Below are 12,267 nucleotides of genomic sequence, written 5' to 3'. Positions count from 1 at the left end.
ACGCGCCTTTGCCCACCCTACATGTCAGCTCCGCAGCCGCCGCGTTAACACCTCAACAAACCGATCGACATCAGCTTCGTCATTATAGACGTGCGGCGACACACGCATCCGTCCCAAGCGCGGCGCGACGTAGACGCCCTCACTTGCCATTGCCTCGATCAATCCCGCCGGCATTCCGCCCCTGAAGGCGAGGCTCAATACATGCGGCGCCCGCAGGTGAGGTTCGGGAACGTGGACGCCGATGCCGCGCACGGCTTGCGCGATCCGCTCCGTCAGCATCGTGAGACGTTGCACAATGGCCGGCGCGCCCCAGTCGGCCATCATCTCCATGCCGATCGAGGCCATTTCCATCGAGATGAAATGGTCGCGCTCGCCCATGTCGAAGCGCCGCGCATCGGCAACATAACTGAGATCGGTGAAATAAACAGCGTTGTCGGCGCGCACGTTGCGGCGGCCGGACGCGGTCTGCTCAAGCGGGATACCGCCGTGATGACGTTTGGCAACATAGAGAAAGGCGCGGCCGTAAGGGCCGAGCAGCCATTTGTAGGTCGGGAAGATCACAAAATCCGGGTCGAGACGCTTCACGTCGGTCGTCAGCACGCCAACGCTGTGCGTTGCGTCGACAAGGAAGGCGGCGCCCCGCTGCCGCAGTGCCGCGCCGACCTTGTCGACGTCGATCAACCCACCATCCGACCAGTGCACTGATGAGATCGAGGCCAGGCTGACCGGTGGTGCGCCGGATCGTTCGATCGCGGCAAGCACCGCCGACGTCCAATCGCCATCGTCGGGTTGCCGAACCGTCTCAACGGCGAACCCTTCCGCCTGGGCCCGCGTATGCCATTCGAGCACCGGCGAGGAGTGGTCGTTCTCCAGCACGATCACGCGCGTGCCGCGGGCGATCGGCAGCATCTTCGCGGCGGTCGCAACGCCGTAACTGATCGAGGGAATCAGCGCGATATCGGCGGCTTCGGCATTGATCAGCCGGGCGGCAGCAAGGCGCGCGCGTTCATGCTGCTGATTGGCGAAGGAGGCCTCTAGCATCCACGGCGTGCCCTTGCGGAGAACCGCGGCGCGGCCGGCCTCCAGCGTTCGAAGCGGCAGCGGGCTGTAAGAGGCGGCATTCAGGTAGCAGATCTGGCGCGGTATCTCGAACAGGGCGCGCTGTGATGGGAGCATGTGGATGGTCTCTTTGCTGGCGGCACATCCATTATGGCCGATCTCGATTACACCAGCCACAGCAGCATTGCTCCGAGTACACTTGCCTCGTGCAATCAGGGCAGGCGTGGCATGGCGCATTCCTCCCCTGACTTTTGCGCGCTTTTTGTTCTGTTGCGGTGCTGATACGAAACCTTACATGGATTGCACCAGCCGACGCGCGACAGATCACGCAATCGCGAGACGGCCGAAGAAGCCTGGAGCCAACCCGAATGACCGATGCCCCCACCACTGATCCCGCCGAATACGTCCCGCCGAAAGTCTGGACCTGGAACAAGGAAAGCGGCGGCCGGTTCGCCGCGATCAATCGCCCGATCGCAGGCCCTACGCATGAGGCGGAGCTGCCGGTCGGCCGCCATCCGTTCCAGCTCTACTCGCTGGCTACTCCCAACGGGGTCAAGGTCACGGTCATGTTCGAGGAGCTGCTTGCGGCTGGCCACAGCGGTGCGGAGTACGACGCCTGGCTGATCAAGATCGACGGCAACCAGTTCGGCAGCGGCTTTGTCGCTGTTAATCCGAATTCGAAGATCCCCGCACTGATGGATCGCAGCGGACCGACGCCGATCCGGGTGTTTGAGTCCGGTGCGATCCTGATGCATCTCGCCGAAAAGTTCGGTGCGTTTTTGCCGGCGAGCGGCACGGCGCGGGCCGAATGTCTGTCGTGGCTGTTCTGGCAGATGGGCAGCGCGCCGTTTCTCGGCGGCGGCTTTGGCCACTTTTACGCATATGCGCCGACCAAGATCGAGTACGCCATCGACCGCTACGCCATGGAGGTGAAGCGCCAGCTCGACGTGCTCAATCGGCGTTTGGCCGATAACGAATATCTCGCAGGGAGCGAATACACGATCGCCGACATGGCGACCTGGCCATGGTACGGCGCGCTGGCCAAGGGCCTGGTCTACGGCGCCGGCGAATTCCTCTCGGTGCACGAATACAAGAACGTGCAGCGTTGGACCGACGCGATCGCCAAGCGCCCGGCAGTGAAGCGCGGGCGCATGGTCAACCGCATCTCCGGCGATCCGGCAAGCCAGTTGCACGAGCGGCACGAGTCCAGCGATTTCGATACAAAGACGCAGGACAAGATCGGCGAGCCGGCGAAGGGGTGAGGCTTTTTCTTACCTCGCCTCGCTTGCGGGGAGAGGTCGGATTGCGCAGCAATCCGGGTGAGGGGGACTCTCCGCGAGCGGTGCTCGTGGTGACAGCCCTCACCCCGACCCTCTCCCCGCAAGAGCGGGGCGAGGGAGATCAAAGAGCCGCACGCAGCGGCCAAGACATAGGGCAGAGGGAACCGCCATGAGCTTTTTCGAAAAAGGCGCCGTTCGCATCCACTACGAGGAAGCCGGCTCCGGCTTTCCGCTGCTGTTGATTGCCGGCGGTGGATTGAACTCGAACATCTCAGGGATCACCGGCGACTATCCGCCCTTCAACGCGATCAAGGAGTTCGGCAACGAATATCGTTGTATCGCCTACGACCTGCGCAACGCGCCGCCCGGCCAATCCACCGGCCCGCTCGAGATCGAGCGCCCCTGGGATTCCCACACCGACGACCAGCTCGCGCTGATGGATCACCTCGGTTTTGAAAAATTCATGGTGCTGGGTTTCTGCATCGGCGGTCCCTTGATCTGGAATCGATCGTGCGCTGTTCCTGATCCGCCTTCTGGTCGTGCGGGAATGCGACCACTGAAAATGGCGGACACAAAACCACGTCGAATTCGCGGAACAGGTTGGCCCATTGCTGGCGTAGGCGGGCACGCGCGATTTCACCAGCCAACCACTGGTGGTGATTGAGCAAGGGCGCGCGCGTTCGCCACGCCTTCAGACTATCGTCATCCGGCCTGAGGGAGGCAACCTCCTCCTGGTGCTGCTTGAAGAATTCCGGAGGACGGCTGAAGGCAACGAAGTTGCGCACCATGCGGGTGTGGAGGCGCGCCGACTCGGCGAGATCGGGCAATAGCGGACTCGAGCGGGCAACCTTCGCCCCCGTCTTGCCGAGCTTGTTTGCGAGTTGGTCGAGCGCGGCCCTGATGTCGCTTTCCACCGCCAACAGCGGGTGGCTGTCGATGAGGAGAACGCGAAAATCCTTCAATGCGCTGTGGCGTGACGGTGGAAGCGTCAGGCGGTAGGCGGCTGCCTCCGGATCGTCAGGACCGGCAAGCAGATCCAGGGCAAGCGAGAGATCGTCGGCCGTCCGCGCCAATGGCCCGCAGACACCGAGACCGCTGGTCAGGTCGGTCGGCAGCGCTGGTGAGCGCGGCGGTGCGTGGCCACGCTGCGGCACCAGATGTGAAGTCGGCTTATGGCCGAACACGCCGCACAGATGCGCCGGCGCACGAATGGAGCCGCTGATGTCAGAACCGAGCTCCAACGGCACATATCCGGCGGCGAGCGCCGCCGCCGAGCCGCCGGACGATCCGCCGGCCGTGCGCGTGAGGTCCCACGGATTGTTCGTCGTGCCGTAGATCGCATTAAAGCTTTGCCAGTCGGCGATGGCGGTGGCGAGATTGGTCTTGCCCAATATCACCGCTCCTGCCGCCTTGAGGCGTGCAACCGCGACGGCATCTTCCGGCGCCTGCCAGTCGCGGCCCGCCGGCAGCCCCCAGGTGGTCGGCAATCCCGCGACATTGAAGGATTCCTTGACGGTCATGGGGATGCCGAGCAATGGCCGGCGCTCGCCGCGCGCCAACGCGGCATCCGCCTCGCGCGCGGCTGCACGGGCGCGCTCGAAGTCGCGCACGACCACGGCATTGATCCGTAAATCGAGGGCTTCGATCCGGCCGACGGCGTGCTCGAACAATTCGACCGCAGAAATCTTGCGCGCGTCGAGCAGCGCCCGCAGCTCGCTTACGTTGCGATAATCCAGGCTCTGCCCCGAAGCCGCCGCCCGCGCCTTTTGGGCGGAAGCCTGATTGGGCGACGGGCCGGCCATGGTCGCCAATGTGCCGGCGGCTGCGCCCAGAAAGAAACGTCGGTCCATTGTCATGATGGCTTTCCTCTCCGCATGACGGTATGGACGGCATTCCCGTTGCCGCTGATCTGGCCTAGGATCGGGATCGAGCATGGCGTCGGCATTGCCGCCGTTCTGTTTCGGTTGAGAGAGTTTGGGCGCTTTTGACGCTGCGACACCCGAAAGAGTGCCGAATGAACGCCGAAATTGGCACGAAAACGAAGCCGACGGCCGCGGACCGCGACACACCGGCCACGATTCCAGGCGGCATGCTGCGCTTCACGGGCTTCGACGTCGATCTCGATCGGGGCGAGTTGCGCGTCCGCGGCGCAGCGGCTTCCCTACGCCCGAAGACCTTTGCATTGCTCGCCTACCTGGCCGGCCATCCCGGCCGGTTGCTGACCAAAGACGAATTGATCGAGGCGGTGTGGCCCGATGTGACCGTGACCGACGACTCGCTGGTGCAATGCGTCAGCGAGCTTAGAGCCGCCCTCGGGGACGACGGCCAGAGCCTGATCAAGACCGTTCCGCGGCGCGGCTACCTGTTCGATGCAACCCCGGTCGAGGCGACACATGCCGATGCAACGACCTGGACCACCGCAAGGGCTGCGCCTGCCAACGATGCGCCGCTGCGATCTCCTCGGCGCGGGGGATCATTGCTACCGCTTCTCGCTTTGGTAGCCGCGGTCGCCGGCGCGCTCTGGTTCGTGCTCGCGTATCGGGGCCAAACCGGCGCCGTCGTCAGCAAGAACACGATCACCATCCTGCCGCTGGCCGGCGTCGGCGGCAAGAACGCAATCGATCTCGCTGAGGCCGTCACCGAGGATCTAACCATCGAAGTATCGCGCCTGCCCGACACGCTCGTGATCGCACCACATGCAGGAAATGCTGCGGCAGGTGAAGCAAGAAGCGTCGAGAACCAATCGGCCGCCTATGCCCTGAGCGGCAGCCTGCAGCGGCAGGGCGAAGCAGTTTCGATCGCGGTGAAACTGCAGGCGACCGCCAGCGGCGCGCTCTTGTGGTCGGAGCGGTTCGACTATGGGGAGCAGGCCGGATGGAATTGGCGGCGCGACATCACGGCACGGATCGCCAACGAACTGAAAGTGCGGATCGACGACGGGCGGACTTTTGACAAGCCCTACGCCGGCCGCACCTTCGCCGCCATCGACCCGACGCTGCAGGGCTGGCGTATCCTCAAGCGGATATATGCGCATGACGAGCCGCAGCGGGCACGCGCCCTGTTCGAGCAGGCGTTGCAGATTGATCCCGATTCCGCCACGGCACTATCTGGACTCGCGCTCAGCCACATCACTGAAGTGCTGAACCGCTCGAGCAAGAATCCTCACAACCAGATAGCGCTGGCTGTGCAAGCGATCGAACAGTCCTTGGCGCTGCAACCCAACGATCCCCGCGCCAACTACGTACGCAGCCTCGTGCTGTCGACGCAGGGAAGAATCGACGAAGCGGAACAGGCGGTGCAGCGCGCCTTGTCGCTTTATCCGAACCATCCGCGGGCGCTGCAGCGGCTGGGCTTTCTGAAACTTCAGCAGGGGCCCCCCGAGGAAGTCGCCGAACCGGTCACGCTGTCGCTGCGCCTCGATCCGTCCAATGCCGAACAGGTGAGCCTCGGCCACTTCACGCTCGGCATGGCCGAATTCCATCTGCGCCGCGACGATGCTGCCTACGAGCATATGCGACAGGCGACCATCAGCAGCCCGCAAAACGGCTTTGCATGGCAATGGCTCGCCGCCATCGACGCGCTGCACGGCCGCACCGAGCAGGCCAGGATGAATCTGGCGGAGTATCAAAGGCGCAGTCCAGGCCACACCATCGGCGGCCTGAAGGCCTCGGAGCTGTCGCGCTATCCTGCGTTCTGGGGGGAACGCGATCGCTTCTATGAAGGGTTGAAGCTCGCGGGATTACCCGAGTAATTATTGCGTTCGTCGAAGAACCCGCCCCTCACCTGCTTGTCCAACCTGCCCACCGCCGTCTACATTGCCGTCAACGAGCAGCACGCAGGGCCGCGCCATGAAGCGGGTAAGCACGCGGTTCGTTTCGAGCAACTACTTGGGAGGAATTGAAGAAATGTTTTCGCATGTGATGATCGGCACCAACGACCTCGACAAGGCCAAGGCGTTCTATGACGCTTTGCTCGGCACGCTCGGTGTGCGGCCGGCACGGGTCGACGGCCACCGCATTTTCTACATCACCAAGACCGGAATATTCTCGGTGACCAAGCCGATCAACGGCCAGCCGGCGACGCCCGCCAATGGCGGCACGATCGGCTTTGCGGCCGACTCGCCCGAACAGGCCGACGCATGGCACGCGGCCGGCATCGCCAATGGCGGAACGACTTGCGAAAATCCGCCGGGCATCCGCGAGGGCAGCACGGGCAAGCTCTATCTCGCTTATTTGCGCGATCTCGACGGCAACAAGATCTGCGCGATGCACCGGATGCCGGCGTAAACGAAGATTGCAGGGTGGGTTTGGCCGAAGGCGTAACCCACCCTGCGCAGCACGGGTTGCGGCACAATCGAAGGGACGTCAGGCCATGAAGCGATCTGTTATCTCATTGGCGGCATCCGCCGCGCTATTCGCCACGACCTTGCTGCCCGCCCACGCCGATCTCGATGTCGCCACCCTGCAAAAGGCGATCGAAGCCTCGCTCGCAAGCGACTATCCGAAGCTCGACGCGCTCTACAAGGAAATCCACGCCCATCCTGAGCTTGCGTTTCAGGAGGTAAAAACCGCCGCGAGGCTCGCCGCGGAAATGCGCGCGCTCGGCTTCGAGGTCACCGAGAAGGTCGGCAAGACCGGGCTGGTCGCCATTTACCGAAACGGCGACGGCCCCACTATCATGGTACGCACCGAGCTCGATGCGCTGCCGATGGAGGAGAAGACCGGCCTCGATTATGCAAGCCGCGACAAGGCCAACTGGAACGGGCGGGAGGTATTCGTCGCCCATAGCTGCGGCCACGACATCCACATGGCGAGCTGGGTCGGGACGGCGAAGACGCTGCTTGGCCTGAAAGAGCATTGGCGCGGCACGCTGATGTTCATCGCCCAACCGGCGGAAGAAATCGTGGCGGGCGCCAAGGCCATGCTGGCGGATGGCCTGTTTACGCGCTTTGCCAAACCCGATATCGCTCTCGCCCTGCATGCCGGTCCGTTCTCTCATGGCACGGGCTTCTATCGCACAGGAGTAGGCTCGTCCGCCGCCGACGGCCTCGATATAACATTCCACGGCCGCGGCGGTCACGGTTCGGCGCCGCACACGACCGTCGATCCCGTTGCGATTGCGGCGCGGTACATCGTCGACGTACAAACTGTGATCAGCCGCGAGAAGGATCCAACTGAATTCGGCGTCGTGACCATCGGAGCCATTCACGGTGGCACCGCCCCAAATATCATCCCCGACTCGGTGCGGCTCTCCGGCACCATTCGCTCCTACAAGCCCGAGGTTCGCGCCAAACTACATGCCGGGATCGAACGGACGGCAAAGGCGGCCGCGGCGATGTCGGATGCGCCCGCTCCCGACATCAAGATCGTCGAGGGCACCAAGCCCGTCATGAACGATCCGGATGTGGTCCCGGCCACCGCCGACGTGCTGAAGGCGGCATTCGGCGATAAGTTCAAGCTTTCGCCGCCGACGACCGCAAGCGAGGATTTCTCCGAATTCGCCGGCGCAGGCGTGCCATCGATGATGTTCAACATCGGCGTCTATGACCAGGAACGTATCGACGCAGCACGCAGCGGCGGGCCACCTATACCGTCCAATCATTCGCCGCTGTTTGCGCCGGTGCCGAAACCGACCATCGAAACCGGCGTCACCGCGATGACGCTGGCGGTGCTCGGCGCCTTCGATCGGAAGGCCCGGCGCAAATGAGCGAGGCGGAAACGTAATTCGCCAATATCGGGGCACCGACCCGGCTTGCCATGCGGCGGAAAATCGCCTCGCCCAGGCGCGCTTGTACAAGCCCTGCCCGCCCGTCTACATTGCCGGCCAACGAGCCGAGTGCGCGCCCGCAGATGAATGGTCTGCGCAATGGGAGGAACAATCCATGAAACACGCCTACATCCCGCGGACGACCACCTACAATCTCAACCCGGGCGAAGAACTCAACGATTTGCGCATGTCGGACGAGGTTCGTCCGCTGTACGAGCACGTCAAAAAGTTCATCCGCGAGACCGTCGATCCGATGTCGGTCGAGTTCATGCGGCTCGGCGAGGGCAAGAAGGACCGCTGGAGCTTCACGCCGGAGCAACTGGCGGTGCTGCAGAAGGCCAAGGACAAGGCCAAGGAAGAAGGCCTGTGGAATTTCTTTTTGCCTGATGCCGAGACCGGCGAAGGCCTGAAGAATCTCGACTACGCCTACATCGCGGTTGAACTGGCGAAGAATCCGCTGGCGTCGGAGACCATGAATTGTTCGGCGCCCGACACCGGCAACATGGAGGTGCTGGAGCGCGTCGGCACCAAGGAGCAGAAGGAGAAGTGGCTGAAGCCGCTGCTGGCAGGTGAAATCCGCTCGGCCTACGCGATGACCGAACCCAATGTTGCCTCCTCCGACGCCAAGAATATTTCCACCACGGCAAAACTCGTCGGCGACGAATGGGTGATCAACGGCGAGAAGTATTACATCTCCGGCGCCGGCGATCCGCGCTGCAAGATCATGATCGTGATGGTGAAGACCAATCCCGATGCGCCGCCGAGCAAGCAGCAGTCGCAGATCCTGGTGCCGATCGACACCCCCGGCGTCGAGATTTTGGGCCCGATGCACGTGTTCGGCCACGACCACGCGCCGCGCGGCCACATGCATCTGCGCTTCAACAATTGCCGGGTGCCGAAGGAGAACATTTTGCTCGGCGAAGGCCGCGGCTTTGAAATCTCGCAGGTTCGCCTCGGACCGGGGCGCATCCATCACTGCATGCGCACCATCGGCAAGGCGGAAAAGGCGCTCGACCTGATGGTGTCGCGCGGGCTCACCCGCGAAGCGTTCGGCAAGAAGATCGCCCATCTCGGCGGCAACCTGCAGATCATTGCCCAGGCGCGCTGCGAGATCGAGGCGATGCGCCTGATGGTGCTGAAAGCCGCGAAAGCGATGGACGTGCTCGGCAACAAGGAGGCGCGGATCTGGGTCAGCATGGTCAAGGCCATGGTCCCGGAGCGCACCTGCAAGATCATCGACCAGGCGATCCAGATGCACGGCGCGACCGGCATTTCGCAGTGGAGCCCGCTCGGCGAGATGTACCAGGACGTCCGCCACCTCCGCTTCGCCGACGGTCCGGACGAAGTGCATTGGATGGTGGTCGGAAGGCATGAATTGAGCATGCCGTAGCCTGAGCCGTCGTAGGGTGGGCAAAGGCGCGCAAGCGCCGTGCCCACCGCTACTTGCGCCCGCACTAAGTGGTGGGCACGCTGCGCTTTGCCCACCCTACGCGGAGCCCCTTGCATGCAGTACGACCCCAGCGACCTGAAACCCCGCGAGCGCTACAAGGTGCTCACCTCCTTCGTGCTGCCGCGGCCGATCGCCTGGGTGACGACGATTGGTCCGACCGGCGTGGTCAACGCGGCGCCGTTCAGCTTCTTCAACGTGTTCTGTGAGGATCCGCCGCTCTGCATGTTTGCAGCCAATCTGCGGCCCGACGGCCGCGTCAAGGATACCGTGATCAACATCCGGCGAACGGCCGAGTTTGTCGTCAACATGACCGACGAGCCGTTGGCGCGGGAAATGCATGAAAGCAGCGGCGACTTTCCGCCGGAGGTCGGCGAGCCCGACTATCTCGATCTCAAACTGGCGCCCTCGACCAAAATCGCCGTACCGCGGCTGGCGGATGCGCCGTTCGCGATGGAGTGCAAGACCTGGAAGGAGATCGACGTCAACGGCGATCGGCTGTTGGTGATGGGCGAAGGCATCCACTTCCATATCCGCGACGAATTGTGGGACCATGCCGCGATGCGCGTGCACATGGAGCGCTATCATCCGATCGGCCGCATGTTCGCGGATCGTTACTGCCGGACCGACGACCGCGTGGTGTTTCCGCCGGCGGAGGGGGCGAAGGCGGCGGTCTAGAAGTAGGATGGGTGGAGCGAAGCGATACCCATCAGCATCACGAACGGTATTGATGGGTATCGCTTCGCTCCACCCATCCTACAGGCTACTACGAATTAGACACCGGCCTATGCGCGCGCAAAAACGAGCGGATCTGCCGCACCGCGAGCGGCACCCGCTCTTTCGGCTCCTTCCACGGAAACAGGCTGACTTCCGCGTTCGGCGCCAGCAGCGCGCTCTCCATGGCGACCGCATAAGGATGCGCCGGGATGTCGTCGGGCAGGATCAGCACCGGCGTCTGGCAGCTTCGCACAAAATCGCGCGTCACGGTGAAGACGAAATCGGGATCAGTGCGATACATCCGGGTCAGGAATTTTTCCGCCTGCTCCATCGTGATGTCGGGTCGGCTTCTTGTCAGTTCGGGCGCCCAGCCGGTCATGTTGTTATTGTAAAACAGATCGCGCATTTCGGGACGCGAGCCTGACGGCATCGCCAGTACGGCGGCGACGACGCGATCCGGCGCGCGCTTGATCAGATATCGATGGCGAAGCCCATCCCTATCTTTCCCTGATCGTCTGGTCGACGGTTGCAACGCCGCCGGGTTTGCCGGCCACTGCGATGCCCGTGGGCCGTTCCAAAGCCGGCCTTCCGATCGGTGTGCAGATCATTGGCCCGCTGTTCGAAGACCGCACGACGCTTGGGTTCGCAGCACTGCTGGAAAGAGAGTTCGGAGGCTTTGTCAGACCGCTGGAAATACAACTTTGATTCAATCCTGAAGAGGCGGCTAAGCTTCGAGCGGTGAACCCGCGGACCGAAGCCTTGCCGCTTTAAATCCCTGCCGTCCGCAGATTACGGATCGTTAATCCGGCTGGCGCGTTGGTTCCTGTCGCCAAACGCGGCGCCTCGACGCACCCCGGCATCTTGAAGCGGTCTCGGGTGAGTTCCTACCTCTGGGATGCCTGCCACGGCGTTCAGCCGCGGGCGGCAAGGAGACGACAATGAGCTATTTTAAGACTGCCATTCTGTTGGCCGGTCTGACCGGCCTCTTCATGGGCGTCGGCTATCTGATCGGCGGCGCCACCGGTGCCACGATCGCGCTCGTGATCGCGGCTGCGACCAATCTTTTCGCCTACTGGAATTCGGACCGCATGGTGCTGTCGATGTACGGCGCCCATGAGGTCGACCAGCGCACGGCGCCCGACCTCTTCAATCTCGTGGCTGAACTCGCCGGCCGCGCCGGCCTGCCGATGCCGCGCGTGTTCCTGATGGACGAGCCGCAACCCAATGCCTTCGCCACCGGCCGCAATCCGCAGAACGCGGCGGTCGCCGTGACCACGGGTCTGGTGCAGTCGGTCAGCCGCGAAGAACTCGCGGGCGTGATCGCACACGAGCTCGCGCACATCAAAAATCACGATACGCTGCTGATGACCATCACCGCGACCATTGCCGGTGCGATCTCGATGCTGGCGCAGTTCGGCATGTTCTTTGGCGGCAACCGCGACCAGGGTCCGGGCATCATCGGATCGATTGCCATGATGATCCTGGCCCCGCTCGGCGCCATGCTGGTGCAGATGGCGATCAGCCGGACGCGCGAATACGCCGCCGACGATCTCGGCGCGCGCATTTGCGGTCAGCCGATGTGGCTTGCGTCCGCTCTGGCCAAGATCGCCAACGCCGCGCATGTCGTGCCCAATGTCGAAGCCGAGCGCAATCCGGCGACCGCGCACATGTTCATCATCAACCCGTTGTCGGGTCAGGGCATGGACAATCTGTTCACGACGCACCCCTCGACCGAGAACCGCATCGCCGCCTTGCAGCAGCTCGCGGCGGAGCTTGGCGCGCAGGGCGGCACCTTCTCCGCCAACGCGCGCGGCAATTATCCGCGCCGCAGCCCGTGGGGCCGCCCCTCGGCCTCGCGCGGCCCCTGGGGATAGACTGACCGCGTAGGGTGGGCAAAGGCGCTTCGCGCCGTGCCCACCATCTCTTCGCACTATTCGCTGTGAATGGTGGGCACGCGGAGCCTGTCATCGGGCGCGCATTCGCGCGACCCGTTGGCTT

General features: G+C 63.5%; 11 protein-coding genes and 1 pseudogene. 9 read left to right on the top strand and 3 right to left on the bottom strand.

Annotated elements, in window-relative coordinates; genetic code table 11:
- Positions 1–24: 24 nt before the first annotated feature.
- Positions 25–1,176: an aminotransferase class V-fold PLP-dependent enzyme gene (locus KJQ96_RS31890; protein ID WP_213290322.1), complete on the bottom strand. Its 1,152-nt coding sequence runs from the start codon at positions 1,174–1,176 to the stop codon at positions 25–27.
- A 251-nt stretch (positions 1,177–1,427) separates the two neighbouring features.
- Between KJQ96_RS31890 and yghU the strand changes: the two genes are divergently transcribed.
- Both yghU and KJQ96_RS42220 read left to right on the top strand, forming a co-directional pair.
- On the top strand, positions 1,428–2,321 hold the full coding sequence (gene yghU / locus KJQ96_RS31885; RefSeq protein WP_213290321.1) for a glutathione-dependent disulfide-bond oxidoreductase: 894 nt from the start codon (positions 1,428–1,430) through the stop codon (positions 2,319–2,321).
- A 187-nt stretch (positions 2,322–2,508) separates the two neighbouring features.
- Positions 2,509–2,784: pseudogene (locus KJQ96_RS42220) on the top strand (alpha/beta fold hydrolase); the annotation flags it as partial.
- Positions 2,785–2,800: 16 nt separating this feature from the next.
- Here KJQ96_RS42220 and KJQ96_RS31880 read toward each other — a convergent pair.
- The gene (locus KJQ96_RS31880; RefSeq protein ID WP_213290320.1) at positions 2,801–4,195 is read right to left on the bottom strand and encodes an amidase; all 1,395 of its coding nucleotides are present in this window, start codon (positions 4,193–4,195) and stop codon (positions 2,801–2,803) included.
- A gap of 158 nt (positions 4,196–4,353) precedes the next feature.
- Here KJQ96_RS31880 and KJQ96_RS31875 point away from each other — a divergent pair, with 158 nt between their 5' ends.
- The 5 genes from KJQ96_RS31875 to KJQ96_RS31855 all read left to right on the top strand — a co-directional run bounded on the left by KJQ96_RS31875 (position 4,354) and on the right by KJQ96_RS31855 (position 10,230).
- Entirely contained in the window at positions 4,354–6,090 is a 1,737-nt protein-coding gene (locus KJQ96_RS31875) for a winged helix-turn-helix domain-containing protein (protein WP_213290319.1), read from the top strand.
- Between the two features lie 154 nt (positions 6,091–6,244).
- On the top strand, positions 6,245–6,625 hold the full coding sequence (locus tag KJQ96_RS31870; protein ID WP_213252077.1) for a VOC family protein: 381 nt from the start codon (positions 6,245–6,247) through the stop codon (positions 6,623–6,625).
- Positions 6,626–6,710: 85 nt separating this feature from the next.
- On the top strand, positions 6,711–8,045 hold the full coding sequence (locus tag KJQ96_RS31865; RefSeq protein ID WP_213290318.1) for an amidohydrolase: 1,335 nt from the start codon (positions 6,711–6,713) through the stop codon (positions 8,043–8,045).
- A 175-nt stretch (positions 8,046–8,220) separates the two neighbouring features.
- On the top strand, positions 8,221–9,495 hold the full coding sequence (locus KJQ96_RS31860) for an acyl-CoA dehydrogenase family protein (protein ID WP_028350958.1): 1,275 nt from the start codon (positions 8,221–8,223) through the stop codon (positions 9,493–9,495).
- Positions 9,496–9,609: 114 nt separating this feature from the next.
- A complete protein-coding gene (locus KJQ96_RS31855; RefSeq protein ID WP_213290317.1) occupies positions 9,610–10,230 on the top strand; it encodes a flavin reductase family protein in 621 nt (206 codons plus the stop codon).
- A gap of 88 nt (positions 10,231–10,318) precedes the next feature.
- Here KJQ96_RS31855 and KJQ96_RS31850 read toward each other — a convergent pair whose 3' ends face one another.
- Entirely contained in the window at positions 10,319–10,675 is a 357-nt protein-coding gene (locus KJQ96_RS31850) for a hypothetical protein (protein ID WP_213290316.1), read from the bottom strand.
- A 71-nt stretch (positions 10,676–10,746) separates the two neighbouring features.
- Between KJQ96_RS31850 and KJQ96_RS31845 the strand changes: the two genes are divergently transcribed.
- Together KJQ96_RS31845 and htpX are read left to right on the top strand one after the other, a co-directional pair.
- Positions 10,747–10,974 (top strand): amidase family protein, encoded by a 228-nt coding sequence (locus KJQ96_RS31845; protein WP_213290364.1) that lies wholly within the window; start codon positions 10,747–10,749, stop codon positions 10,972–10,974.
- Positions 10,975–11,207: 233 nt separating this feature from the next.
- Entirely contained in the window at positions 11,208–12,143 is a 936-nt protein-coding gene (gene htpX / locus KJQ96_RS31840; RefSeq protein WP_213290315.1) for a zinc metalloprotease HtpX, read from the top strand.
- Positions 12,144–12,267: the final 124 nt, after the last annotated feature.

The organism is Bradyrhizobium sp. sGM-13, assembly GCF_018398875.1.
Classification (GTDB): Bacteria; Pseudomonadota; Alphaproteobacteria; order Rhizobiales; family Xanthobacteraceae; genus Bradyrhizobium.
This window is presented reverse-complemented; position numbering and strand designations above follow the sequence as displayed.

Excerpts from the sequence above, each read along its gene's own strand:
- KJQ96_RS31870 (WP_213252077.1), top strand. The coding sequence starts at position 6,245 with ATGTTTTCGCATGTGATGATCGGCACCAACGACCTCGACAAGGCCAAG.
- yghU (WP_213290321.1), top strand. The coding sequence starts at position 1,428 with ATGACCGATGCCCCCACCACTGATCCCGCCGAATACGTCCCGCCGAAA.
- KJQ96_RS31875 (WP_213290319.1), top strand. The coding sequence starts at position 4,354 with ATGAACGCCGAAATTGGCACGAAAACGAAGCCGACGGCCGCGGACCGC.
- KJQ96_RS31865 (WP_213290318.1), top strand. The coding sequence starts at position 6,711 with ATGAAGCGATCTGTTATCTCATTGGCGGCATCCGCCGCGCTATTCGCC.
- htpX (WP_213290315.1), top strand. The coding sequence starts at position 11,208 with ATGAGCTATTTTAAGACTGCCATTCTGTTGGCCGGTCTGACCGGCCTC.
- KJQ96_RS31850 (WP_213290316.1), bottom strand. The coding sequence starts at position 10,675 with ATGCGCGATCTGTTTTACAATAACAACATGACCGGCTGGGCGCCCGAA.
- KJQ96_RS31860 (WP_028350958.1), top strand. The coding sequence starts at position 8,221 with ATGAAACACGCCTACATCCCGCGGACGACCACCTACAATCTCAACCCG.
- KJQ96_RS31880 (WP_213290320.1), bottom strand. The coding sequence starts at position 4,195 with ATGACAATGGACCGACGTTTCTTTCTGGGCGCAGCCGCCGGCACATTG.
- KJQ96_RS31855 (WP_213290317.1), top strand. The coding sequence starts at position 9,610 with ATGCAGTACGACCCCAGCGACCTGAAACCCCGCGAGCGCTACAAGGTG.
- KJQ96_RS31890 (WP_213290322.1), bottom strand. The coding sequence starts at position 1,176 with ATGCTCCCATCACAGCGCGCCCTGTTCGAGATACCGCGCCAGATCTGC.